21 protein-coding genes are annotated in these 24,896 nt (G+C 67.4%); 10 read left to right on the top strand and 11 right to left on the bottom strand.

The window, feature by feature from the left end:
* Positions 1-39: 39 nt before the first annotated feature.
* Complete coding sequence (locus Q8K84_RS17045) at positions 40-1,485, bottom strand: S10 family peptidase (protein ID WP_305283948.1); 1,446 nt, start codon at positions 1,483-1,485, stop codon at positions 40-42.
* A 257-nt stretch (positions 1,486-1,742) separates the two neighbouring features.
* Between Q8K84_RS17045 and Q8K84_RS17050 the strand changes: the two genes are divergently transcribed.
* Together Q8K84_RS17050 and Q8K84_RS17055 are read left to right on the top strand one after the other, a co-directional pair.
* Positions 1,743-3,281, top strand: coding sequence for a hypothetical protein (locus Q8K84_RS17050; protein WP_305283949.1), 1,539 nt, complete (start codon positions 1,743-1,745; stop codon positions 3,279-3,281).
* Positions 3,282-3,290: 9 nt separating this feature from the next.
* Positions 3,291-5,315 (top strand): amidohydrolase family protein, encoded by a 2,025-nt coding sequence (locus Q8K84_RS17055; RefSeq protein WP_305283950.1) that lies wholly within the window; start codon positions 3,291-3,293, stop codon positions 5,313-5,315.
* A 45-nt stretch (positions 5,316-5,360) separates the two neighbouring features.
* Here the strand turns inward: Q8K84_RS17055 and Q8K84_RS17060 are convergent, their stop codons facing one another.
* The 7 genes from Q8K84_RS17060 to Q8K84_RS17090 form a co-directional block, all read right to left on the bottom strand.
* Complete coding sequence (locus Q8K84_RS17060; protein WP_305283951.1) at positions 5,361-5,978, bottom strand: YceI family protein; 618 nt, start codon at positions 5,976-5,978, stop codon at positions 5,361-5,363.
* A 105-nt stretch (positions 5,979-6,083) separates the two neighbouring features.
* Positions 6,084-7,781, bottom strand: coding sequence for a hypothetical protein (locus Q8K84_RS17065; RefSeq protein WP_305283952.1), 1,698 nt, complete (start codon positions 7,779-7,781; stop codon positions 6,084-6,086).
* A 9-nt stretch (positions 7,782-7,790) separates the two neighbouring features.
* Entirely contained in the window at positions 7,791-8,729 is a 939-nt protein-coding gene (locus Q8K84_RS17070) for an ornithine cyclodeaminase family protein (protein WP_305283953.1), read from the bottom strand.
* Positions 8,729-10,054 carry an APC family permease gene (locus Q8K84_RS17075; protein ID WP_305283954.1) on the bottom strand — a complete coding sequence of 442 codons (1,326 nt, stop codon included), beginning with the start codon at positions 10,052-10,054 and terminating at the stop codon, positions 8,729-8,731. The genes Q8K84_RS17070 and Q8K84_RS17075 overlap by 1 nt, the downstream gene beginning before the upstream one ends.
* On the bottom strand, positions 10,051-10,989 hold the full coding sequence (locus Q8K84_RS17080; RefSeq protein WP_305283955.1) for an ornithine cyclodeaminase family protein: 939 nt from the start codon (positions 10,987-10,989) through the stop codon (positions 10,051-10,053). The genes Q8K84_RS17075 and Q8K84_RS17080 overlap by 4 nt, the downstream gene beginning before the upstream one ends.
* A gap of 111 nt (positions 10,990-11,100) precedes the next feature.
* Positions 11,101-14,046: a TonB-dependent receptor domain-containing protein gene (locus Q8K84_RS17085; protein ID WP_305283956.1), complete on the bottom strand. Its 2,946-nt coding sequence runs from the start codon at positions 14,044-14,046 to the stop codon at positions 11,101-11,103.
* 277 nt (positions 14,047-14,323) lie between these two features.
* Positions 14,324-15,493, bottom strand: coding sequence for a pyridoxal phosphate-dependent aminotransferase (locus Q8K84_RS17090; RefSeq protein WP_305283957.1), 1,170 nt, complete (start codon positions 15,491-15,493; stop codon positions 14,324-14,326).
* A 161-nt stretch (positions 15,494-15,654) separates the two neighbouring features.
* Between Q8K84_RS17090 and Q8K84_RS17095 the strand changes: the two genes are divergently transcribed.
* The 5 genes from Q8K84_RS17095 (at position 15,655) to Q8K84_RS17115 (ending at position 19,956) form a co-directional block, all read left to right on the top strand.
* Positions 15,655-16,137: an Lrp/AsnC family transcriptional regulator gene (locus Q8K84_RS17095; protein ID WP_305283958.1), complete on the top strand. Its 483-nt coding sequence runs from the start codon at positions 15,655-15,657 to the stop codon at positions 16,135-16,137.
* A gap of 107 nt (positions 16,138-16,244) precedes the next feature.
* Positions 16,245-17,744: a S10 family peptidase gene (locus Q8K84_RS17100; protein ID WP_305283959.1), complete on the top strand. Its 1,500-nt coding sequence runs from the start codon at positions 16,245-16,247 to the stop codon at positions 17,742-17,744.
* Positions 17,741-19,234, top strand: coding sequence for a S10 family peptidase (locus Q8K84_RS17105; protein ID WP_305283960.1), 1,494 nt, complete (start codon positions 17,741-17,743; stop codon positions 19,232-19,234). Before Q8K84_RS17100 ends, Q8K84_RS17105 begins: the two co-directional genes overlap by 4 nt.
* Positions 19,235-19,330: 96 nt before the next feature.
* A complete protein-coding gene (locus tag Q8K84_RS17110; RefSeq protein WP_305283961.1) occupies positions 19,331-19,573 on the top strand; it encodes a type II toxin-antitoxin system Phd/YefM family antitoxin in 243 nt (80 codons plus the stop codon).
* Positions 19,570-19,956 (top strand): type II toxin-antitoxin system VapC family toxin, encoded by a 387-nt coding sequence (locus Q8K84_RS17115; RefSeq protein ID WP_305283962.1) that lies wholly within the window; start codon positions 19,570-19,572, stop codon positions 19,954-19,956. Before Q8K84_RS17110 ends, Q8K84_RS17115 begins: the two co-directional genes overlap by 4 nt.
* Before the next feature lie 4 nt (positions 19,957-19,960).
* Here the strand turns inward: Q8K84_RS17115 and Q8K84_RS17120 are convergent, their stop codons facing one another.
* Positions 19,961-20,392: a hypothetical protein gene (locus Q8K84_RS17120; protein ID WP_305283963.1), complete on the bottom strand. Its 432-nt coding sequence runs from the start codon at positions 20,390-20,392 to the stop codon at positions 19,961-19,963.
* The gene (locus Q8K84_RS17125; protein ID WP_305283964.1) at positions 20,389-21,231 is read right to left on the bottom strand and encodes a TIGR02587 family membrane protein; all 843 of its coding nucleotides are present in this window, start codon (positions 21,229-21,231) and stop codon (positions 20,389-20,391) included. The genes Q8K84_RS17120 and Q8K84_RS17125 overlap by 4 nt, the downstream gene beginning before the upstream one ends.
* A gap of 220 nt (positions 21,232-21,451) precedes the next feature.
* Between Q8K84_RS17125 and Q8K84_RS17130 the strand changes: the two genes are divergently transcribed.
* From Q8K84_RS17130 to Q8K84_RS17140, 3 genes are all read left to right on the top strand, one after another.
* Positions 21,452-21,934, top strand: a complete 483-nt coding sequence (locus Q8K84_RS17130; RefSeq protein WP_305283966.1) for an Lrp/AsnC family transcriptional regulator — start codon at positions 21,452-21,454, stop codon at positions 21,932-21,934.
* Between the two features lie 121 nt (positions 21,935-22,055).
* A complete protein-coding gene (locus tag Q8K84_RS17135; protein WP_305283967.1) occupies positions 22,056-23,306 on the top strand; it encodes an aminotransferase class V-fold PLP-dependent enzyme in 1,251 nt (416 codons plus the stop codon).
* 103 nt (positions 23,307-23,409) lie between these two features.
* The gene (locus Q8K84_RS17140) at positions 23,410-24,213 is read left to right on the top strand and encodes an acyl-CoA thioesterase II (RefSeq protein ID WP_305283968.1); all 804 of its coding nucleotides are present in this window, start codon (positions 23,410-23,412) and stop codon (positions 24,211-24,213) included.
* Positions 24,214-24,224: 11 nt separating this feature from the next.
* Here Q8K84_RS17140 and Q8K84_RS17145 read toward each other — a convergent pair whose 3' ends face one another.
* Positions 24,225-24,755, bottom strand: coding sequence for a gamma carbonic anhydrase family protein (locus Q8K84_RS17145; RefSeq protein WP_305283970.1), 531 nt, complete (start codon positions 24,753-24,755; stop codon positions 24,225-24,227).
* Positions 24,756-24,896: the final 141 nt, after the last annotated feature.

The following is a 24,896-nucleotide window of genomic DNA, read 5'->3' on the forward strand; positions in this document are numbered from 1 at the left end:
CCTGCGTCCGTCAAGCCAAACGACGCAAAGCCGCAGTCCTCAGGGCCTGACGAAGTCCCGCACCGCCGCGCTCAACGCCGTCAGCCCTTCGGGATCGACAAAGACCGAGTGGCCGCTGGCGAACAGGACGGCGGTGAGCCGGTCGGCCGGCACGCCGGCCTGATCGAGCATGTAGCGACCGGAATAGGCTGGCGTGCTGAGGTCAAACAGGCCGGCCGCCCAGAAGACCCGCAGCTTGGGATTGGCCGCCATGGCCTCGGCCAGACGCTGATTGGCCTCATCCTCCCCCTGCCCCCATCGCCACGCGGCGTTGACCTCCAGGTTCAGGGACTCGTAGGTCTCCGGCGTGGCGAAGCCCAGATGCTCCTTGAAGTAGGACTCCACCGCGCTCAGACCGGCGGCGGACGCGGGCAGCTGGCCCGTGACCTCGCCGGCAGGACGCGGCGGCGTATAATTCAGGCCGGGATCGTCATAGGGTGGCCGCTGGGCCGGCGCGTCCAGGGGCCGGGTGGCGCGGGCGTCCAACTGGCCGGTGCGCAGGCCCTGGTCCTTCAACAGGTTGAGATAGAAGTCGGCGCGGCTGAGCCGCAGGTCCTTCTCCAGGATCAGGTCCGCCGGCAGGCCGATCAGGTCCGACATGGCCTGCGCCACGGCGCGCTTCTCACCTTCAGGCAGACTGGCCCCGGCGATCAGGGCGCTCACATAGTCTGTGCGCGCGAAGCTGACGGCGGCCTCATAGACGTCCTGGGCGGTGCGGCCCTCCCGGGGAATGCGACCGTGGCTCCAGGCGCTGGCGGCGAAGCTGGGCAAGGTGGTCACATAGGGCATCTCAAAGCCCGGCGGCCGGGCCACCAGGGCGAACAGCAGCACCCCGTCCAGGTTCAGATCCGCGCCATGATGGGCGACCAGCGCCGCCCGGGTCGTGCCATAGCTCTGGCCGAGCACGTAGCGCGGCGAGGCCTCGCGACCATGGACCTTCAGCCAGTCGGCGATCACCGCCTTGACCGACAGGGCGTCGCCGGTCGGCGTCCAGAAGGCCTGGCCCTCACCCTCGGTGAGCGGGCGGCTATACCCGGTACCCACCGGATCGATGAACACCAGGTCGGCGGCGTCCAGCAGGCTATCGGGATTGTCGACCATCTGCTGGTCAGCCCCCTCCCCCATGCGCCGCTTGGGTCCGAAGGCCCCGAAGTGCAAGGGCGTGGTCGAGGCGCCGGGCCCGCCATTGAACAAAAAGATCACCGGCCGCCGGCTGGCGGGCGGATCGGTACGGATATAGCTGGTGGTGATGATCTGGCCGCTCGCCGCCCCCTCGCCGGGACTGACGCGCCAAGCCTCGACGACGGCCCGATAGGCCACCGGCTGGCCATTGAAGACCCCACTGTGGGGGGTGATCGCCGCAGCAGGCGCCGTCAGCGCCTGCGCCTGCGCTGCGCCGGCCAAGCTGGCCGCAAGCGCGAGGGTGACCAGGAGATGTCGCAGCATGCAGGCCTCGCCTCGGTTGATGTCCAGAACTCGCGCTCTTGGGACCAGCCTATGCGTTGGCCTGAAGAAAAGCATTTCGTTGTGCGGGCGATCAGGGGGAGATCGACGGAAGCCTGTCGAAACCTCCGCGTTGCAGCGCATGAACTATGCGCCGGCCGCCGGGCTCAAGGGGACAACGCAAGCACTATGCGGGGGCTTGCCGCTACAGTCACTCACCAGGACCTGAGGCTGACGCGCGCGGCGCAACGGAGGGGCGGTTGAACACCTTGCACGCCTGGGGCCGCCTCGGAGCGGCCGCCCTCCTGGCGATCCTGATGATGGGCGCCGGCGTCCCGGATGCCGGCGCCTCGGAACCCGCACCTTTCAAGATCACGCTCAAGCCGTTGACCGGGGGCGACCAAGAGGTTGACGCCCTGGACGTCCGCTGGACGCTCGACATGCCGGCGGGATCAACCTTCGACCTGACGGCGCCGATCACCTATGCCGGGGTCGAGGGCGTGGCCGACCGCATCGAGATCATCTCAGCCCGCGACGCCTCCGGCCCGATCCCGTTCACGACCTCCGATGACCCGCCTCATCCCGGCGGCTTTCCCCATTTCCGACACTGGAAGGCCGAGCGACCTGTCGCCGGCCAGATCGAAGTCACCTATCTGGCCCGGGTCCGAAGCCCCGGCGGCCGGGGCGGCCCGCCCTTCGATCTGCGCGCCTCAGGCGGCGGCGTAAGCGGCGCCGGCTCCGGCTTCCTTCTGCTGCCCAGGGGCGCGGAAACGACACGCTCCCGGCTGATCTGGGACCTCACAGATCTGCCCGCCGGTTCAGGCGCCCGCACCACCTTTGGCGAAGGCGGGGTGGATATCGAAGGTCCGCCGTCGCGCTTGATGCAGGGCTGGTACATGGCCGGCCCCTTTGGACACTATGAGGGCGCCCGGGCCAGCGCAGGCTTCAACGCCGCCTGGCTTGGCCGCGCGCCCTTTGACGCCGCAGCTGAGATGGCCTGGGCGGCGGACGCCTACGCCTATCTGGGGGAGGCCTTCGGCTACCTCGATCCCGTTCCGCCCTATCGGGTCTTCATGCGGTTTGTGGACGGCGCGCCCTGCGGCGGCGGCACGGCGCTCGGCGCCTCCTTCATGTACGCCCGCTGCGCCCTGACGACGGGTGAGACCGCGCCCTCCCCGCGGGAGACCCTGGTTCACGAGATGGTCCATATGTGGGTCGGCGGCGTCGAGGGCCCGCAAGGGGTCACCAGCTGGTTCAGCGAGGGCCTGACCACCCACTACACACGGCTGATGATGCTGCGCGGCGGTCTGGATTCGGTTGAGGCCTATGGGGGCCATATAAACCGGTCGGCCCAGGCCCTCTATGGCCTGGCGGCCCAGGACATGAGCGCCCAGGCGATCGTCGATGTCGGCTTCGCCGATGGAGACATCCGCCACATCCCCTATCACCGCGGCGCCTTCTATTTCGCCGACCTCGACGCGCGCATCCGCGAGCGCTCAGGCGGGACCCGCACCCTGGACACGGTGCTGCGGCCCATGTTCGAAGCCCGCCAAGCCGGCCAGACCTTCGACCACGCCGCCTGGATCGCCCTGGTCAGCGCCGAGATCGGGCCGCAGGCGAAGGATGAGTTCGAGGCCCGCATCCTGCGCGGCGAGGCCTTCGCCCCCCATCGGGGCGCCTTTGGTCCCTGTTTCACCCGCCGTGACAAGACCTATGAGATCGCGGGCCACGGCCCCGTCGAACGCTATGAATGGGTGCGCCAGACAGGCGCGTCCGACGACCTCTGCCGCAACTGGTAGGACTACAAGATGAAGCTTGTTCGCCCCCTCCTCCTGGCCGCCCTGATGGCCTTCGCTGGCGCCGCTGAGGCCGCGACCCACCGGTTTGTCGCCATGGCGGGCGGCGAAAAGGTGGGCCACCTGATCGCCGAGGTGGACGGCCGCACCGCGTCGATCGACTTCGCCATCAACAACAATGGCCGGGGCCCCAAGGCCCGCGAGCAGATCACGGTGGACGCATCCGGCGCGCCGGTGACCTGGACCATCGAGGGCTCCTCCCTGTTCGGCAGCCCAGTACAAGAAGAGTTCAGCCGTCAGGGCGCTACGGCGCGATGGGTCAGCCAGGCCGATGAGGGCCAGGCCCAGGTCTCAGGCCCCACCCTCTATGTCCCCAATGACGGCAGCCCCTGGATCCTCGGCCAATACGTCAAGGCCCTGCTCAAGGCGCCGGGCCAAACCTTGCCGGCCCTGCCGTCCGGGACCATGCGCCTGCAGGAGGTCCGCAAGATCACCCTGGGCGAAGGCGCCAAGGCGGTGAAGCTGACCGTCTATGAGCTGTCCGGCGTCGACCTGAACCCCAGCTATGTGATGGTCGACGGGCGCGGCGACATGTTCGGCATACTGGGCGGCGGCCTGATCCGTGAGGGCTATGAAGGCCACCTCGAAGAACTCAGCGCCCTGGCCCAGGAGATCTCCCTTTCTCAGGCCAAGGCCGCCCAGGCCAAGCTCGCCCACCGGTTCGACACCCCTGTGCGCATCCGCAATGTCCGGGTGTTCGATCCGGAGACCATGATGCGCACCGGCCCTTCAACCGTCGTCGTTTTCCGCGACCGGATCACCAGCATCCAGCCTGAGACCGACGCTCCGGCGCCGGAAGGCCAGGTGGTGATCGATGGTCAGGGCGGGACCCTGATGCCGGGCCTGCATGACATGCATTCCCATACCTCGCTCTCCTCCAACCTCTTCTACCTGGCCGCCGGCGTCACCGGGACGCGGGACCAGGGCAATGACAATGACCGGCTGATGGGCATGGTCGAGGGGCTGGAGACCGGCGAGCTGGCCGGCCCACGCATCGTGCGCAATGGCTTCCTGGAAGGCCGCAGCCCCTATTCGGCCCGCCACGGCTTCATCCCCGAGACCCTGGAAGAGGGTCTGGAAAACGTCCGTTGGTACGCCGAGCGCGGCTACTGGCAGATCAAGATCTACAACTCGATGAACCCCGACTGGGTGGCCCCTCTGGCGGCCGAGGCGCGTCGTCTGGGCATGGGGGTCACTGGCCATGTGCCGGCCTTTTCCAGCCCCGACCGGGTCCTGATGGATGGCTATGACGATATCGCCCACATCAATCAGCTGATGCTGGGCTGGATCCTGGGTCCTGAGGAAGACACCCGCACGCCGCTCCGCCTGACCGGCATGGCCCGGGGCGGCGACCTCGACCTGAACTCAGAGCGGGTCGCCTCAACGGTCCGTCACATGCGCGAGAACGGCAAGGCGCTGGACACCACGGCCATGATCCTGGAGCGGCTGATGCTCAGCCGCTCGGGCCAGGTCCATCCCGCCGACGCCCCCTATTTCGACCATGTGCCGGTGGCCTATCAGCGCTATCGCAAGCGCTCCTTCGTGACCCTGGGCGAAGGCCGCTACGACACCGACGCCGCCTATCAGGCCGGCTTCGCCAAGGTGCTGGAGGTGCTCAAATTGCTGGATGACAATGACGTCCAGCTGCTGCCCGGCACCGATGACGGCACGGGCTTCTCGGTCCATCGGGAGCTGGAAGTCTATGTGATGGCGGGAATTTCACCGGCCAAGACCCTGCGTCTGGCCACCCTGGACGCCGAGCGCTATTTCGGCCGCGATCACGAGCTGGGCTCCATCGCCCGGGGCAAGCTCGCCGACCTGATCCTGGTGGACGGCGATCCCACCACCAATATCAGCGACATCCGCAAGGTGCGCATGACCATGGTGGGCGGGGTGGTCTACTACCCGGCCGAGATCTACGACCACCTGAACGTCAAGCCGTTCGCGGCCCCGCCGCCGGTGACGCCGGCCCGGTAGGCGGATGACCTGGCTCCCTCGCAAAGGGAGCCAGGCGATGTATCCCTAGGAAGCGGCCAGTTCGAAGGCCGCGGTGATCTTCAGCTCCACCTCGTCGGAGACGACGGGGGCGGCGTAGCCCAGGCCGAAATCACTGCGCTTGAGCGTCGACGTGGCCGTAAAGCCCACGGTCTGGGCCTTGTTCATCGGATTGGCGCCGGCCCCCATCAGCTCAGCCTCCAGCACCACCGGCTTGGTGACGCCGTGCAGGGTGAGGTCGCCGGTGATGGTCGCCTGATTGCCGTCGGCGACCACCGAGGTCGAGACGAACTTGGCGCTCGGGAACGTCTCCACCTCGAAGAAGTCGGCCGAGGCCAGGTGCTTGGCGAAGCCCTGCGAGGTCACGGTCAGGCCCGACAGGGGAATGTCGATCGACAGGCTGGCGGCCGACAGGTTGGCGGGATCCAGGGTCAGGGTCCCGGTCATCTCGCCGACCATGCCGTAGAGGGTCGAGAAGCCCATATGGTCCACTGACCAGACCACCTGGGTGTGGTTGGTGTCGACCTTGTAGCTGCCGGCCACGACGCGGGCGGCTTCGGGCTGGCCGGGCATGGCCGGGGCCTGGGCCATGACGGGGGAGGCCAGGACAATCGCCGCGACGGCGGCCAGTAGGTGGGATTTCATGATCGACCTCTCAGTGATGCCTTGGCCAGCGCCTTCGGCGGCTAGCCTGCGCAGGTAAGCATAGAGGTCGCCTGCGCCAAGGTCGAAGCCCTTGGCGCCACCGTCTCACGGACGGCAGGTGGACTCGGGAACCCCAGCCCTGCGGGCCCACTGGTAGGCGTCGACCCATTCTCCGCGCGGGAGATAGGTGACGGGAAAGGTCGCGCCCTCCCGGGTCACCTGCAGGGTCAGGGTCCGTTCGGGATCGCCCTGCACGGAGTCCATCGCCACCGCATAGGTCACCACATCGCCCTCGCGAAGACCGGCCTTTTCCGCCTCTGACCCGGGGATCAGCCCGGAGATGGTTTTGACATGGCCCACCAGGGACGTCGGTTCAAACCCCAGCTCAAAGCGACGAAAAGGGCGGGTTATGCGTGCAAAACAGGGGCCAAATGCGTCGGATTCCGGCAGCATCAGACCGCCTGCCAGCATGTCGGCGGTGATCTGGCCGCCGGCCTCTCCCAGCTCCGCGACCACAAGGTCCTGCCAGTCGGCCTCAGTCACCGGCAGACCGCCCCGACGCCGTGCGATCATGGCCAGGATCAGGCCATCCACCGATCGCTCGCCGCCGGAAGCCTTTCGAATGCGATCGTTCAGCACCGCGAAGTACAGGCCGCCGCGGTCGTAAGGCAGGGTGCGGACCCGGGTGTCCTCCCAGAAACGGGCGGCGATCTGGTCGTTCGGCGTGTCGTTCAGGGCGTTGGTGTAGTAGCGCCGGGCGGTGTCGTTGATGTCCTGCAGATAGTCCTCGGTGGAGAGCAGGCCCGCCCGCCAGGGCAGCTGCGCCTGATAGAAGACCGCATTGCCCTCCGAGTACCACTGGCCAGGGCCCAGGGATGTCCAGGTGTGGATCATCTCGTGGGCCAGGGTGCCTTTGATGCTCTCCGCCGTGGTGGCCTGGCCGTAGGTGGTCAGGAAGGAGTTGGTGAGCGCAGCCCCGCCGCCGGCGTTGATCGGGTTGAACCGCAGGAAGACCCGATAGGGGGGCGCCTCGGTCTCCCGGAAGAAGTCGCTCATCCAGGTATGAAGGGTCTCGGTCCAGGCCATGAGCGGCGCCGGATCAAAGGGCGGCTCCCCCAGCCAGGCGGCGGAAAAGCCATTGTTTTGTGGCTCTGCGGGATAGCGCTTCATCGGTCCGGCCATGAAGACCCCCGACCACAGACGGTCGGCCGATCCGACGCCTGGCAGGGCCGCGTCCCCCTCCCCCCAGCTTGAGGTGGCGTTGGCGCCGGGCCCCATGGCGCTCAGATCCCAGTCGATGGAGACCTGATAGTCGCGGCCGTCGGGCGGCGTCAGGATGAAGGTGTTGCCCACGGCCGAGAAGCCGCCGCCCTCGGTGCGAAGCTGATAGGGCGGCCCTGATCCCCGCCTCGGGGGGGTGTTGTCGATGGGGGCGCGGTAGCTGACCACCAGGTCGCCGCTGACGGGGCGGCCGGCCAGCCAGTGGCGCGAATAGACCAGGGCCTCGGGATCATCCCGCACCTGCAGGGGAAGGCTCCCCTGATCGTCCCGGGCGGTCAGCCCGATCAGGTGTTCGGCCACCGTCTCGGTATTGGCGATGACGATGGGCAGGCTGACCAGGACTTCGCCCGCCGCGGCGTCGACGTCCGACAGCGTCAGGGTGATGTCCACATGACCCAGGCCACGGGCCTCATCCATCTGACCGGGCGCGATGCGAACATTGAGCGCCGCAGGGTCGGCGGCCAGTGCGTGCGAAGCGCCCAGGGAGAGCGCGGCGGCGAGGATCAGGGACTTGGCGTTCATGCGAGGCGTCTAGAGCTCCATCAGGGCCTGGGCGCTGGCCAGGTCCTGAACGATATGTCCCAGGGACTTGTAGACGGTGATCTGGTCAGGGGACTGGCGGCCGGTCAGGCGTCCGTCGAGCGCCTCGCCGATCTCGCCGACCACATGACTGTCATCGATGAGGCCTGCAGCCTTGGCGGCCAGGACCTCTGCGCCCTGGGCCAGCACGCCCTCGCGGCTGTCAGCGATCAGCCGGGCGCGGACCACCAGGTCGTGGTCCACCTCGACGGGGCCGGCATAGCTCGACCCCACCAGATTGACGTGGGCGCCGGCGCCGACCCAGGCGCCGTGAAGGACGGGCGTCTTCGAACTGGTGAGGGTGCAGATGATGTCGGCGGCTTCAACCGCGGCTCGCGCACCTGCGAAGGGGCGCACGGCCAGACCGGTCTCTGCGGACATCTCCGCAGCGAAGGCTTGCGCCCGGGCATAGTCGCGCCCCCAGACCCGGATATCGTTCAACTGTCGCACCTGAGAGATGGCCCGCAGATGGGTCCTGGCCTGTTCACCATAGCCGAGGATCGCCAGTCGATGGGCCTCAGGCCGGGCCAGGGCGTCGGTGGCCACGGCGCTGGCCGCCGCCGTGCGGATGGCCGTAATCTCTCCGGCATGGGCGACGCAGATGGGCGCCCCGCTCTCTCCATCAAACAGCACCACCACGCCCTGGTGCGACTGGCGCCCCAGGGCGAAGTTCTCGGGAAAGACACTGACCAGCTTGGCGCCGAAGCAGGCCCGCGTCCCCAGAGCTCCGGGCATGACCCCGAACATGCGCCCCTCCGCCAGCGGGATGATGCTGCGCAGCAACTGGCGGGTCTCGCCCCGGGAAAGGGCGATCATGGCTTGTCGCACGATGGGGATGGCGACCTCATAGGTCAGGCGCGCACGGACCTCGTCCTGGCCGATCACCCGCATCAGCCAGCCTCGCGCTTGCGGAGGAAGGCGAGGTAGTAGCCGGTTCCCAGGGCGGCCCAGACGGCCAGCGCCGCATAGGGCGTCCAGTCGGCGCTCAGGCCCAGCAGGGCGACGATCAGGGCCATGACCGCGCCGGCATAGGCCCAGAAGACGGTCGCCCGCTTCGACAGCCGGAAGGTGGCCGCCTCGTAGATCTCGGGATGCTGGCGGGCCACGACTGCGGCCGACAAGCTAACCCCGGCATACTTGAGCAGGGTCGGTATGTTCACCGCCAGGAACAGCGCCGTCAGGTTCATCGGCGCGGCCAGGCCAAGCGTCGCCCCGACCAGGATGACGCTCAGGGCGACATAGGGGGCGCCCGTGCGCGGATGCACCTTCATGAGCGCCTTGGGCAGCATGCCCGCCCGGGCCATGGCGAAGAGATTGCGGGAAAAGCCCAGGAACAGGGAGTTGATCGAGGTGCCGATGGCGACGACCGCGGCGGTGACGATGAGCGGCTTGGCGAGCGGTCCCATGAAGACCTCGGCGGCGTCCAGCAGGGGCGTGTCGCTGGTCCCCAGGGCGCTGGCCCCCAGCACGCCCACCGTTACGCCGGCCACCATCAGATAGAGCGCGACGGCGGCGAGGATCGAGAGGGCCAGGCCAAGCGGGATCACCCGGCGGGCGTCCTTCACCTCGTCGCCGATTTCAGTCGAGGATTCGAGTCCGAAGAAGAGGCCGATCAGCAGCGGAATGGCGGCGAAGACACCCGCCCAGCCCTGGGGCAACAGAGGCTCATAGGCCTGCGGCGTGATCGACGGCGCGCCCCAGGCGGCGAAGACGGCGAACAGCCCGACCATGGCGGCGATCATCAGCACCTGCAGGCGTCCCGCCAGGCCGACGCCGATCATGTTCACCGCCCAGAAGATGACGAAGACCACGAACATGGCCGGCTTGGTGGGGATCGGAACCACCATGTTCAGATAGCGGATCAGCACCAGGGCCAGGACGAGGATGGCGCCGAGGTTGGAGACGATCCTCAGCCAGGCGATCATGAAACCGGCGAACGGGCTGACGAACCGCCGGGACCATTCGAAAGACGCCCCGGAGGTCGGCAGGGCTGACCCCATGAAGGCGTAGGTGACGGCGATCACGAACATGGGGACCGCCGCGATCAGCACCGCCAGCAGCATGCCTGGGCCCGCCAGCGCCGTGGCCGGCGCGATCACCGAGAAGATGGCGACGCCGACGGCCGTGCCCAGGCCCAGCGAGATGACCGCCCAGAGGTCGACCCCCCTGTGCAGCATCCCCGTCGTATCGGCGCCGGGCGGCGAGGGCTCGCTCATGGTCGCGTGTCCTTCTGGCGATAGAGCCAGTCTGTGACGGCCAGGTCCTGGGCCGCATGTCCCAGGGACTTATAGACGGTGATCTGGTCAGGCGCCGTGCGGCCAGGCTTTGCGCCGGCCAACACCTCGCCGATCTCTGCGGCGATGTGATCTGGGGGGAGACCCGAACGCAGGAACTCGCCCCCGTGGGCCAAGACGTGCTCGCGGTGGTCGACGATGAAACGGGCGCGGGTCACCAGGTCGGTGTCGATCTCAGCCTGGCCAGGACCGCTGGACCCAACGGCGTTGACGTGGGCGCCAGGGGCGACCCAGCGCCCCGCAAGGATCGGATCGACCGCCCCGGTCACGGTGCAGATGATCTCCGCGCCCTCCACCGCCTGCGCCACGGTTTCACAGGCGCGCAGGCCATGGTGTTCGGCGAAGGTTCGCGCGCGCCCAGCGTCCCGACCCCAGACCCGGATATCGTCGAGCGACGTCACGAGGCGAAGCGCCTCCAGGTGAGCGAGCGCCTGTTTGCCCAGGCCCAGAATGGCGAGGCTGCGGGCGCCGGGCGCGGCCAGGGCGGCGGTTGCTACGGCGCTGGCCGCGGCGGTGCGGATGGCCGTGACCTCGGCGGCGTCGGCCAGGCAGACGGGCGCGCCGGTGGCGCCGTCGAAGATCACCACGAGGCCTTCATGGGCTTTGCGGCCAGCCCCGTCATGGAAGACGCTGACCAGCTTGGCGCCGAAGACGCCCTCGGCCGACATTGCAGCAGGCATGATGGCGAAGGTGCGGCCCTCCCCCAGGCCAATGAAGCTGCGCAGGTGCTGGCGGACGCGACCGTCGGACAGGGCGATCATCGCCTCGCGGACGACCGGGATCGCGGCGTCATAGGAAAGACCGCGTCGAACGGCGGCGGCGTCGAAGACGACGGGATCGGCGGCCTGCGCGGCCATGCGGCGAGCCTCCCTGGCCGGTGGGGTCGGAGGCGGGCGATGGTGGGGCCACCGCGCCGCCCCCGCAGAACGCCGAGCCTGAAAGGCCCGGCGCCTTGTCTGGTCCGCCCCTTAGAAGCGGGCGTTCAGGCCGACATAGTACTGGCGGCCCAGGATGTCGCCATAGTTGCGGGTCGGATAGGACGGCTCTTCGTCCGTCAGATTGATCACCCCGGCGCGCACCCTGTACTTGCCGAAATCGTACTGCCCCGAGACGCTGTGGCGGATGTTGCGCTCGACGATGGGATTGGGGTTGTTCTCGATGGTGGCCGTCGGGGTGGCCTTCACCTCGGGCAGATAGATCATCGAATAGGTCAGGCGCACCGGCCCACGCACATGGCGGGCGTCAAAGCGCGTTGTCCAATCGGGGTTGGCGACGGCGCCATCCAGTCGGCTGCGGTCGAAGCCGGTGACCGAGGTCTCGTGCTTGGCCGTGTGGGTGGCCTCGATCGACAGGTCGAGATCGCCCCAGTCCGCGTCGCCGAAGAAGCGACCCGGCGCGAAGGTGTAGCCAGCGAAATAGGTCTCGCCGCGGAAGATGACCTCACCCGCATTGAAGGTGGTCGTCTGGGCCGTCGCCGTGGCGCCGGTGGCGTCGCGGGTGAAGCGGCTGCAGATGTCGGCCGGCTGCGGGCTGGAGTCGTAGCAGGTCTCCATGAAGTTCTGCGGCGTGAACGGCGACAGACCGTCGGTCAGATCCACCTCGATGCGGTCGACCGAGATGGTCAGTCCCGGCGCAAAGGTCGGCTGGAAGATGAAGCCATAGGTCGTGGTGTCGGAAATCTCGTTGCGCAGGTCGGGGTTGCCGCCCGTGGTGACGAGGGCCGCGGCGAAATTCTCCGCCGGATTCTGGAAGATCGACAGGGGGCCATAGCTCGGATTGGCGGCGAACAGAGCCTGGCAGTTGGCCAGGCGCGTGGCCGGCGCCGGGCCGGCGCTGATGCGATCGGCGTCACAGGGGTCCTGGCCTATGCTCGCCAGGGCCGTCCGGGAGGGGGCCAAGAGTTGTTCCAGGGTCGGGGCGCGGAAGTTGCGGCTGCGGGAGCCGCGCAGGGTCAGGCCCTCGAAGACCTCCCAGCGCAGGCCGGCGCCCCAGACGTCCTCGCTGCCGGCCAGGGAGTTCTTGACCCGTCGGAAGGCGCCTTCGAAGTCCACCGACTGGGCGAAGGGCAGCGTCACGTCCCCGCCGATGATGGGGATCAGCAGTTCCGCCGAATACTCGTTGGTGTCGTATTCGCCGCGGGTGGCGACGGTTGGGACCCGCGAGCCGACAAGACCGCGCTGCAAGGCCTCGAGCGGCACGAACTTGGCGCTCTCGCGACGATATTCGTAGGCCAGGGAGAACTTGGCGGGGCCCGCCGGCAGGTTGAACAGGTCCCCGCCGATCGTCGCCAGGAAGTTGTCCTGGACGTTGTAGAATTCCTGACCGGTCTGGACCGTGGCGTAGGCCCGGGCCTCGGGCGAGACATTGCCATCGCCAAACGGATTGATCGGCGCGCAGGCGGCGTCGTCATTGGCGGTGGTGGCGTCGGCGTTGATGGCGCAGACGATGGTCCCCGCCCCATTTCGCACGGCGTTGATCGCATTGTTGAAGCGCGCGGTGTCGACGCCCCAGGCCTCCTGGCGACCATCAGTGACGCCGCGGCTGGCGGTCACGCTCCAGTAGAAGTTCCGCTCAGCGGCGTCGAAGTCGCCTTCCAGGCCGGCCAGGACCCGGTAACTTTCGGTGACCTGGCTGCCTTCGCGGGTCGGCAGCAGATCATCGAACCACTTGGACAGGAACAGCGGCGCACCGGCCCCGAAGGCCGGACGCAGCGCGGTGAGCTGTGCCACCGTGGCCGGGGAGAGGAAGGGATTGTTGCGGTTGAAGGCGATGACGCCGGCGCCCGAGGCGGCATTGTTGAGCACGGTGTTGTTCGCCTGGGCCGCATAGGGATCGGTCCCCTCGGTGCGGCCATAGAGCAGTTCGCCGGTCAGGCGGACGCGGTCGGTGAGGTCAAAGTGGCCGATGGCGTTGGCGCTGAACCGCTCCACACCCGTGCGCAGGGCGGCCAGCTCCCGGTAGGTCAGGCCCTCGCCGCCACTGGCGAAAGGCACGCCCTGGATCGAGCCGGGGTTGTAGGCCGCGATTCCGCCGGCCGAGGTGAACTGTTGGCCGAGCAGGAACATCGGCACGGGCGCAGGGGTCGTGAAGATGACGCCATTGGGATTGAACTCCCAGAAGCGGGCGTCAAAGATCTCCTTGACCGAGGGGATGCCGTCTGTGCTCGAGGTATTGGCCGAGTTGGCCACCGTGAGCCGGCCCAGATTGCTGCGCGGACGATCATAGTCGAGCAGGGAGTCGTTCTGCGACCATTCCAGGTTCAGGGCCACATTGCCCCGTTCATCCATGAAGTTTTTGCCGAAGGTCCCGCGCAGGCTGTGAACCGGGTAGTCGCTGCGCGATGAGATGCCCGTCTGAGCGTCGAGTTCGATCCCTTCGAAATTGGTCTTCAGCACATAGTTGATCACGCCGGCGATGGCGTCGGAGCCATAGACCGCCGCACCGCCGCCCTGGACCACCTCAACCCGGTCCAGCAAGCCGAGCGGGATCATGTTGGTGTCCACCGACGAGCCGGCCAGACCGTTGGACGAGGCCACAAAGCGCCGGCCATTGACCAGGGTCAGGGTACGGCCAGGGCCAAGGCCAAAGAGGTTGGGGAACTGCTGGCCCGCGCCCGCCGCCGTGCCGGAGCCCGCGGCGATCGGATAGTTGGGGATGTTTGAACTGATCTGGTTCATCAGATCGCCGACCTGCACCACCCCTCGGTCGGTGAAGGACTGCTGGTCCACGGTCAGGACCGGCGCGGCCGTATCGAGATCGACGCGACGGATCCGCGAGCCGGTGACGACGATCTCCTGGAGCTGCGTCTCGTCGCTCGACTGCGCCGCGGCAGGCGCGGCGGTCAGGGCGGCGGCCATGGCGGCGCCCAGCATGGTGGTGGCGAGCAGGCGCCCGCGGATCGATTGGTCGTTCATTGCATCCCCCATTGGCCGAAGCGGCCCCCAAAACCCCAAGCCCCTCAAACCGGCGCGCCCCATCTTCTGTGTGCTGGGTGCGGTCGCCTTGGCCTGAGGCCAGCGATTGCAGTCAAACTCAGACTAGTGAGCCAACGCCGGTTTTTCTTTTCGAAAGCCCGGGCGTCACCGGCCTGTCGCAAATCGTTTATGCAGCCCGGCGGCGCCCTTCGCATGCGCAATGCGACGTCGGGCCGGAGACAGACTGTCGCATTCAAGCCAAGCGTCATCTGCTGGGTCACCCCGGCCGCCGACGGCGAAGCAGCGCGTCATGCAGGCGGCCAAGCCCGTCGTCCAGGGCTGCGGCGTCGCCACCGAACCCGATGCGGACGTGGCCGGGCTGTCCGAAGAACTCGCCAGGGGCCACGACAATCTGCTCGGTCGTCCACAGCCAGGACGCCAACTCCAAGGTGTCGTCGACCCCGACCACCTGCGGAAAGTACATGCAGCCATAGGGCGGCGGCGCGCCCAGGATCAGGCCATCGTCGATCATCCGCTGGGCATGGGCGCCAAGCACCGGGCGCGCAGCCGACAGCACGCCGCGCCAGTGGGCCTCGAAAGGCGCCATGTTCTCCAGCACCAGGGCGCCAATGGCATGGGCCAGTTTTGAAACCCCCTGATCGCCTTGGGGGTTGGCGGCCTGGATGGTGGCGATGTTGGCTGCGGAGCCCACCGCCCAGCCGCATTTCAGCGCGAAGAGGCCCTGAACCTTGGTCAGGCTGCCCGCGCTGACAAAGACCTCCGAAACGCGCACCGCCGACCCTTCGTCGGCGAAATCGGCATAGACCTCATCGATCAGCACCCGCGCGCCGACCTTCGCTGCGATCTCACCGATGGCGCGCAGGGTCTCGACATCCAGCACGGCGCCTGACGGGTTGTGCACCTGAGTCAGCATGATGAGCCGGGTGTCGCGGCGCACCATGGCGCTCAACGCCTCGACATCGATGGCGAAGTCCGGGGCGCGGCGCGGCAGGGGCGTCACCTTAGCCTGAGCCTCATGAGCCAGCGCCGGAAGCAGATCGAAGGCCGGAGCCTCGACGATCACATGGTCCCCGGGCTTCACAAAGGCCGACACGGCCATGGCCATGGCGCTGGTGGCGCCAGTGGTGCAGATGACCTGGTCGGCCTCTACGCCGTAGCGCTCAGCCACAGCGGCGGCGACGTAGCGGTTGCCGCCGGCGAAGGTGCTCTCGTAGCGATCGGTGATCCCGTCGCGAAAGGCCTCGCCGACGACGCGGGCGAGAAGCTCGGTCGGCTCCTTGATCGTGGAGTCAAACAACACCGCGGCCCGAGGTTCGGCCGCCACCGCGCGCAGCACTTCCCGGACCCAGGCGGTGTAGCCACCCTCCAGGCCTGAGCTAATGCCGCCTCCGGTGGCGAGGCTCGGCCACGCAACCCCTGAACTCAAGGCCTGATCCCCATGGCCCGCACTCCTCTACCCGCCAAAAAGCGGCAGGCGCCCAGGAACTGATCCTAGTTACGAGCCTTGGTTTTTCTTGCCTTTGTGTTCCTTGACAGGGCCGCTCTCCGCATCCGCTATGCTCGGGGTGAGATGGGGAGACATAAGATATGCCGTCAGCTTTGGACGCGATCGACCTCAAGATTCTCGACCTGATGCAGAGGGACGCCTCCCTCTCGACCGCCGAGATGGCCGAGCGTGTGGGCCTGTCACAGTCTCCCTGCTGGCGGCGCATCCAGCGCCTGAAGGACGAGGGCTACATCAAGGCCACCGTCGCCATCGTTGATCGCCAGTTGCTGGGCTTCAAGTTGCAGGTCTTCGCCCAGGTGAAGATGACCACCCTCACCGATCAGGAGCGGGAGGGCTTCTTCAAGGCCATCCACGACATTCCTGAGATCCTGGAATGCTACGCCGTCTTCGGGGAGATGGACTGCATGATGAAGGTGCTGGCGCCCGACGTGAACTGGTACCAGGACTTCATCTTCTCCACGATCCTGAAGCTGCCGGGCGTGGTCGATGTCCGCTCCATCGTGACCCTCTCAGAGTCCAAGTCGACGACGGCGGTCCCCCTGCGCCATCGCACCTTCCGCTGAGCCTCGCCGCATAGCCTATCCAAGGCGCCTCGGAGGCCCCGGCGACAACGGCAAGATAATCCCAGGGTCCGGCGCTAGGCTGTCGCGACAACGGGGAGGATCAGGGCATGACCACCATCGGACGGGGACTGGCGCAGATCTGCGCGTGCCTGGCCCTGAGCCTGGGCGCCGCACACGCCCAACCCGCCCCGCCGCCGCCGCTGGCCCCCGTCACCCTGGACACCCCCGTGGTGACCCAGCACCGGGGCGTGTTCAACGGCAAGCGGGTGTCCTACCAGGCCCGCGTCGAGGCCATCGACCTGCCCGGCCAAGGGGGCGGTCCCGGCGTGCGCCTGGTGACCACCGCCTATGTGGCGACCGGTCCGCTGGCCGGGCCAGGGCGCCCGGTCATGTTCGTCTTCAACGGCGGGCCGATCTCGCCCTCACCCTATCTGCACATGGGCGCATTCGGGCCCAAACGCCTGGCCGTGCCCGACGATCTCGGCGCCGATCCCGCCAGCTTCCAGATCGTCGACAACCCCTACACGATCCTCGATGTGGCCGATCTGGTCTTCTTCGACCCCGCCGGCACCGGTTTCAGCCGGTTCGCCGAGGGGGTGGACCCGCAGACCTACTTCTCGGTGGAGGCCGACGCCCGCCAGCTGACCGATTTCGTGGTCGCCTGGTCGAAGGCCCATGGCCGCGAGGCCTCACCCAAATACCTGTTCGGCGAGAGCTACGGCACCATCCGGGCCGCCGTCGCGGCCGCCCAGATTCAGAAGCTGCCGCAGGACCAGAATCTCCAGGGCGCGGTGTTCATGGGCCAGGCGATGAACATCGTTGAGTACGTCCAGCGACCGCAGAACATCATCAGCTATGTGGTCTCCCTGCCGACGCTCGCGGCCACCGCCTGGTGGCACGGCAAGGCCGATCTGAAGGGCCAGGACTTCGAGGCCTGGATGGATGAGATGCGGCTGTTCGCCCGCACAGAATACCTGACCGCCCTGGCCCAGGGTGACGATATCGACCCTGCAACCCGCGAGGCCGTCGCCAGGAAGCTGGAGGCCTATAGCGGCATCCCGGCGGCCTTCTATGTCGAGAACAATCTGCGCATCACCAAGGAGCGATACCGGGTCGAGCTGCTCAAGGACCAGGGCCTCACCCTGGGCATGGCCGACGCCCGCTATACGGGACCTTCGGCGCAGCCCGGCCAACGGGCGGTCGATCCCTCCCGGGTCCTGCCTGAGGCCCTGATCTCAGCCTTCGAGGTCTATGCCCGCGACACCCTCAAGGTGGGGGATATCGGCGACTACAGCACCCGCAGCCCTGTCACCGCGGGCTGGCGCTACGCCGAAGGCGCGGCCTCGCCCTTCACCGACTATCCCTTCATGCGTCCGGTCAGCGAAGTGTTTGCGCTGAACCCGACCTTCCGGGTCCTCATGGCCAACGGACATCAGGACACCCAGACCACCACCGGAGCCATGGACTATGGCCTGGCCCTGGCCGGCTGGCCGAAGGACCGGGCCAGCGCCCGAAGCTATCAGGGCGGGCACATGGCCTATTCGGTGGAGGCGAGCCTGGCGCAGATGATGGCTGATGTCCGCGCCTTTGTGACGGCCGCCCCATGAGGGTCGCCGTCCGCCTGCTGGCCGCCCTCTTCGCCGCCGCCCTGCTCAGCGCCAACCCGGCCACGAGCCAGGCCGAAGCCTCGGCCAAGCGCTTCGTGACGCAGCATGCCGGCGTCTTTGGCGGCCGCGCGCTCACCTACGAGGCCACCGCCAGCGAGACGGTGCTGCAAGACGCCAAGGGCGTCGCCGCCGCGACCCTGTTTTCCTTCAGCTATGTGGAGAAGGCAGCCCAGCCGAACCGGCCGGTGGTCTTCATCTTCAACGGTGGTCCGGGGTCGTCCTCGGTCTGGCTGCACCTTGGCATGGCCGGTCCCAGGCAGGTGGACTTCGCTGACGAGGTCAATCCGCCCACCGTCCCGCCCTTCGCCCTGAAGGATAATCCCAACGCCCTCCTGGACGTCGCCGACCTCGTCTTCATCGACCCGCCGGGCACGGGCTATAGCCGGGTGCTGCCCGAGGGCCGGACCGAAGACTATTACGGGGTCAACCAGGACGCCCTGGCGGTGGCCAAGTTCATTTCCGAGTGGCTGAGCCGGAACGACCGCTGGAACTCGCCGAAGTTCGTCATGGGCGAGAGCTATGGGACCACCCGGGCCGCAGCCCTGGCCACAACCCTGATGGGCGGGCCAACCTCGCCGTCCGGAGAGCTTGGCGCCATCACCCTGAACGGCGTGCTGGTGCTGGGTCCATCCATGGGCGGGCCCGGGGGCGACCACCTCCATGGCGCCAATCTCGCCGCCATGGCCGCCACCGCCTGGTATCACCGCCCCGAACTGCGGCAAGGGCGCAGCCTGGACGCGGCCGTCGAGGCGGCGCGAAGCCTGGCGTCTGGCCCCTATATGCGCGCCCTCTATCTCGGAAACGCCCTGCCGGCTGCGGACCAACAGACGCTGGCCGAACAGCTTGGCGCCCTCACCGGCCTACCGGCGCAGACCTGGCTGACCCATCGCCTGCGGATCAGCCTCAGCGCCTTTTCCCGGGAGCTTTTGAAGGACAAGGGCCTCCAGGTCGGGGCCTATGACAGTCGCTATGTCCTGCCCCTGAAGGCGGCGGGCGCCGACCCGGTGGCCGATGATCCGGCCATGGGCCAGTACACCCCGGCCTTTGTCGGCGCGATGAGCACCTACATGGCCCGTGAGCTGAAGGTGCGCATGGAGACGCCCTACATCCCCATCGCCTTCGCCCAGGTGAATTCGAAATGGGACTACGGCCCGGGCGGGCCCCGCGGCCGCGACGCGGCGGCCGAGCTGGCCCAGGCCCTGCGGCGCAATCCGTCCATGCGGCTGTTCGTGGCGGCCGGGCACTATGACCTGGTGACCACGGTCGGCGCGGCCGAGTACGCCCTCAATCAGGCCGACCTGCCGCCGGGTCGCGTGACGATGAAGGCCTATCCTTCAGGCCATATGCCCTATCTCGGCGCCGACAGCGCCCAGGCGCTGGCCACCGATGTCCGCGCCTTCATCCGACAGGCCGCTCAGGGCTCGGAATAGACGCCTGGCGCGCGCGCAACCCGGGCGCGCCACCGATCCCTTGGCAGCGCCACTCATCTAGACTAAGTTTGATAGACTAAGTCTGTGAGGTGACCTGTGCCGACCGTCAACATTCATGAAGCCAAGACCCATCTCTCAAGGCTCATCGAGGGCGCCGTACAGGGCGAGTCCTTTATCATCGCCAAGGCTGGCAAGCCGCTGGTGCGGGTCACGGCGATATCGGCGACCGATGGGCTGAAGTCGCCGATTGGCTTCATGAAAGGGCGGATCAGCGTACCAGACGACTTTGACGAGCTGGGCCGCGAGGAGATCGCAGGGCTGTTCCTCGGCGCCTCATGAAACTGTTGCTCGACACCCACCTGCTGCTTTGGGCTGCGGCAGGACGCGGGCTCTCCCCTCGCGCCACGGCCTTGATCTGCGACCCCGACAACAGCCTCTTCTTCAGCGCCGCGAGCATCTGGGAAATCGCCATCAAGAGTTCGCTCGGAAAGCCGCAATTCAAGCTCGACGCCGGCGTCTTCCGCCGCGAGCTACTGGAAAATGGCTACGAGGAGGTGGTCATCACGGGGGCGCACGCTGCGGCGGTTTCCAGATTGCCCGACCTGCACCGGGACCCGTTTGACCGAATTCTTGTGGCTCAAGCCGCAGTCGAGAACATCACGCTGTTTTCGGCCGACCCGGCCGTGCTGGCCTATCCCGGTCCAATTCAATCGGCGACATGAAGCGCTAGGGCTCGGAATAGCCGTGGGCGCGAAGGCTGAGCTCGTGATCTGCCGGGTTGGCCGAGAAGAACAACCCGCCCCGACGCTCCGAATGCTGGGGCAGGTAGTCGATGGTTGAGGTGCTGGTCTCGACCACCGCCTCGCCCTGGAGAAGCTCGCCACTGACCTGCAGGCCCGCCGCCGTGGCCCCGCCCGCATTGGCCGCCGTGAACGATACGAGATATCCGCCCGGAGTCGTGCTGATCGCGTTGACTGACAGGGTCACCGCAGGCGGGCGCTCTGGCTCCATGATCGCGAAGACCACCATATAGACCAGGGCCGCGGCGACCAGCAGGCCGCCGAGGGCGGCGATCAGCCACTCCAGGGGCGAGGTGCTCTCCAGGGCCGGTTGGGGTCCAACCGGGGGCTTGCTCTGGTTGTCGCTGGCGGGGGTCATAGCAGCAGCCTCGCTGCAGCCGCGCCGATGGCCCCGGGAAAGCCGAGGACAATGCTGGCGCTGACCATCTCCTGAAGCCCCGCGCCGTCCGTGCGGCTGAAAACCCAGAGGGTGAACAGGCTGACGCTCAGGACGATGGCGTAGCCCACCAGGCTGAAGCGGGCGAAGATGCTCCAGGCCGGAATGTCCTGTGGCCGGGCCGAGCCGCCCCGAAAGTTGAGCGCGTAGACGAAGGCGTGCATCAGTCCCAGGGACACCAGGGCCAAGGCGACCGCCTGCCAGGCCGACATCTTGTAGGCGATCAGGACCATCTCCTCGGTCGGCGCCATGTTGAAGGCGAGGAAGAGCGCGCCGGCCCCCATGAGGAACAGCTCCCCCCAATAGGTCGGCGTATCCCGGTCGCGCTTGCTTTCCGGCTCATCACCCAACTGGCTGCGGGCCAGCATGGCCCCGAAGCTGCCCGGTACGGTCTGCAGGGCGATCTTTCCAACGACTTCACGGACCGACATGCCCGGGGTGAGAATGCCAAAGATGTAAAGGGTGACGATGGCGGCCAGGGCGGCGACCAGAAGCACCACCAGGGCGTCGGCCACGTCGTCGCGCAGACGCGCGGTGGGCCGCATGCCCCCGAAGCGCGAGAGTCCGACCAGAGTCGGGATGGTCAGGCCCAACAGCAGGGCCAGACGCAGCGGGTCCATGTAGAAGCCGAGCTGCCACATCTCCATGGTCATCAGCATCGGCAGGGCGAAGATCAGCGCTCCGGCGAAGGCGCGTCCCAAGCCCCGCAGGAAGGCGGGGTCGGCCTTGAAGGCGCCCGGTGAGGCGATCATTGTGGACATAGGGCGATCTCATCTGCCGCGCGGCGCGCTTGACCGACAGGTTAGTTCTGAACTCGCCGACCGGTTCCGTGCCCCCGCCGCCTCTCGGCTGTGTGAGCGCCTGTGTGAGCGCGTGCGCAGCGGGCGTTACGGGGTATGATCCGAAGTCTGAGGCCGACGATCTTGACTCTTGCCTGTTCGGCATCCGCTATGCGCATGCCCGCCGAACGGAGCATAAGATATGCCCAGCCCACTGGACGCCATCGACGTCAAGATCCTGGAGATCCTGCAGCGGGACGCCTCTCTGTCGACGGCGGACCTGGCTGAGCGCGTGGGTCTTTCGCAGTCGCCCTGCTGGCGTCGCATCCAGCGGCTGAAGGAAGACGGGTACATCAAGGGGACGGTGGCCCTGGTGGACCGGCACAAGCTGGGCTTCACCATGCAGATCTTCGCCCAGGTGAAAATGACCACGCTGAGCGACGAAGAACGGGCCCACTTTCACCGGGCGATCGAGAACATCCCCGAGATCCTGGAGTGCTACACGGTCTTTGGGGAGATGGACGCCATGTTGAAAATTCTGGCCCCGGACGTGAACTGGTACCAGGACTTCGTCTTCTCCACGATCCTCAAGCTCCCTGGGGTGGTGGATGTCCGCTCCATCGTCACCCTGGCCGATTCCAAGAACACCACCGCTGTGCCGCTGAAGGTCAGGCCCGTCCGCTGACCGGCCGGGCGACTAGTTTAGCCGCGCGACGGGCCAGGTGGCGGCGAGTTGGACAAGATAATGTCGGGCCACAGCCCTACCCTGCCCTGGCCCGGGCGCCGGGCCGAGTTCAGGGGATGACATGCTCACACGCCGCAGCCTGATCGCCGCCGCAGCCGCCGGACCAAGCGTGGCGGCCATCGCCCAGGACGCCGCGGGTCAGGCGCTCGCGCCACCGCAACTGCCGGCCAAGGCCGAATTCGCCGACATGGCCCTGACCTATCTGGATGCCGGCGCCACCCACCCCATGCCGCTGGGCGCCAAGAGCGCGGTGGAGGCCTATCTGCGCGAGAAGGCCCTCGACGGGTCAGCCCGGCCCATGAGAGTCGGCGCCCAGGAGGCGGAGATGATCGCCGCCTTCGGGACCCTGGTCGGCGCCGCGCCCGACGAACTCTGCATCGTCCAGTCGACCACCATGGGCGAGAACCTGGCTCTGCTGGCGCTGGGCCTGCCGCAGGCCGGCGGTCGCATCGTCATCGACGCCCTGCACTTCTTCGGCTCCTTCTACACCTATGGGGAAATGGGCCGGGCCGGGATGGATGTGGTCACCCTGCCCATGGAGGCCGATGGCAGGATCGACATGGCCAAGATGGCTCAGGCCATTGATGACAAGACCAGGCTGGTGGCGATCAGCCACGTCTCGACGGTGAATGGTTTCGAGCATGACCTGAAGGCGGTCTGCGATCTCGCCCATGCTCACGGGGCCTATGTGTTCGCCGACATCATCCACGGCGCCGGGACCACGCCGATTGACCTGCGCGCGGCGGGCGTCGATTTCGCCGCCAGCGCCTCATACAAGTGGCTGATGGGGGATTTTGGCCTGGCCTTCTTCTACGTGCGCCGCGAGGTGCAGGCGAAGCTGCGCCGGCCCTGGTGGGGCTACCACCAGCTCGCCAAGTTCCAGACCCATGTCTATCCGCACGACACGCCCGGCGACACGGTGGCGGACTACGAGGCCATTGATGGGGCGGCAGGCCTGTTCGCCATGGGCGCCGCGCCCTGGACCGGGGTCGTGCAGCTGAACTGGTCGCTGGCCTGGCTGAACCAGGTCGGAGTCGAGGCCATCCAGGCCTGGCGCCAGCCCATGGTCGACGCCGTCCAGAACGAGCTGCGCGGCCGGGGTTACGCCCCGCTGACGCCGCTGGACAGCCGCACCCCCCTGATCGCCTTTGCCCTCAAGGACGCCCGGGCCAAGCTGGCCGAGCGGCTGAACGGCGCCAATATCCGCCTGGGCCTGTCACAGAACCGCTTCCGGGTGTCGCTGGCGGTGTTCAACGACATGAACGACGTGGACCGACTACTGGCGGTCCTGCCGAGGGATCCCCCAGTCTGAACCCGCGGGGGCCAGAAAGTCGGGCAAAGACAAAGGTTCCGGTTGAGCTTCCCGACGGCCTGGGACAGGTTCCGCGCCCCACCTGCGGCTGTGAGCGACCCCGATGAGCCCGTCCCTGTTCTTCAATCTGCAAGCGACCCACAACCCGCACCGCTGGCTGCTGCCGCTGAGCCCCACGGTCTGCGTGGGACCACCGGACAACCTGTTCATGTTTGGCGGGGTCGGCATGGCCGCGGCGATTGCAGCCCTGGAACGCACCTGTGGCCGGCCAGCCATCTGGGCGACGGCCCAGTATCTCTCCTATGCCCGGCCGCCCAGCATCGTGGATCTGGACGTCTGGGTGCCGGCCTCGGGCAAGTACAATAGCCAGGCCCGGGTGATCGGGCATGTGGGGGACAAGGAGATCTTCACGGTCAACGCCGCGCTTGGCGCCCGGGAGAGCGAGCATTCCACCCAGTGGGTCCAGGCGCCATCGGCGCCGGCGCCGGAGGACTGCGTGGAGGCCGATCACTGGCGGGGCGGCGGTGATGACCTGCACAGCCGGATCGAGGTCCGCGTCGCCAAGGGCCGCTATGGCGGCGCCACCGCCGGCACCCCCGCCGATGATGGCCGCCTGCTGCTGTGGATCCGGTCGCGCGAAGGCCTGCCCATCGACTCCACCTTCCTGGCCATCGTGGCCGACTTCGTGCCCGGCGCCCTGGGCAACGCCTTGCAGATGAACGCCGGCGGCAACAGCCTGGACAACACCATCCGCTACCGCCGGATCGTCCCCACCGACTGGGTGCTCTGCGACATCGCGATCGATGGCGTACACGGCGGGTTTGGCCATGGGAGCATGGCGCTCTTCGCCCAGGATGGGCAGCTGATGGCCACCGCCAGCCAGTCGATGATCCTGCGGGTCTTCTAGGCCGCGCCTTCTCAAGCGGTCCGGACAAGCTCCCGGTGATAGCGCTTCCAGTTCTCCACATAGTGGTGGGCCGAGGCGGTGAGGATCCGCGCCTGGCCGTCGGAGACCTCGCGCACCACCTTGCCCGGCGCGCCCATGACCAGGCTGTTGTCAGGGATCTCCTTGCCCTCGGTGATCAGGCAGTTGGCGCCGATCAGGCAGTTCTTCCCGATCTTCGCCCCATTGAGGATGATCGAGCCGATGCCCACCAGGCTGTTGTCGCCGATGGTGCAGCCATGCAGCATGACCAGATGGCCGACGGTGACATCGCGGCCAATCGTCAGGGGCGACCCTGAATCGGTGTGAAGAACAGAACCGTCCTGAATATTTGAATTTTCGCCAATGATGATCGGGTCATTGTCGCCACGAAGGGTGGCGCCAAACCACACCGAGGCGTTCGTCTTGAGGATTACATTCCCCATGACGGCGGCGGTGGGAGCAATCCAGTATTCACCCTCTGGCGGCAGATCCGGAGCCACCTCGCCCAAATTAAAGACACTCATCCGAACACCCCACATCTTGTCGAAAACGTCGCACTTCAGGCCTGGTTAACCAGGCTAGCATCATAATTGCGATGCGATTCGAAGGGATCATACCCTGACGATCCGCGCCGGACCGGCTTCCGGTCTGAAGGTTCGAGTTGG

It is taken from the genome of Phenylobacterium sp., from assembly GCF_030679875.1.
GTDB lineage: Bacteria > Pseudomonadota > Alphaproteobacteria > Caulobacterales > Caulobacteraceae > Phenylobacterium.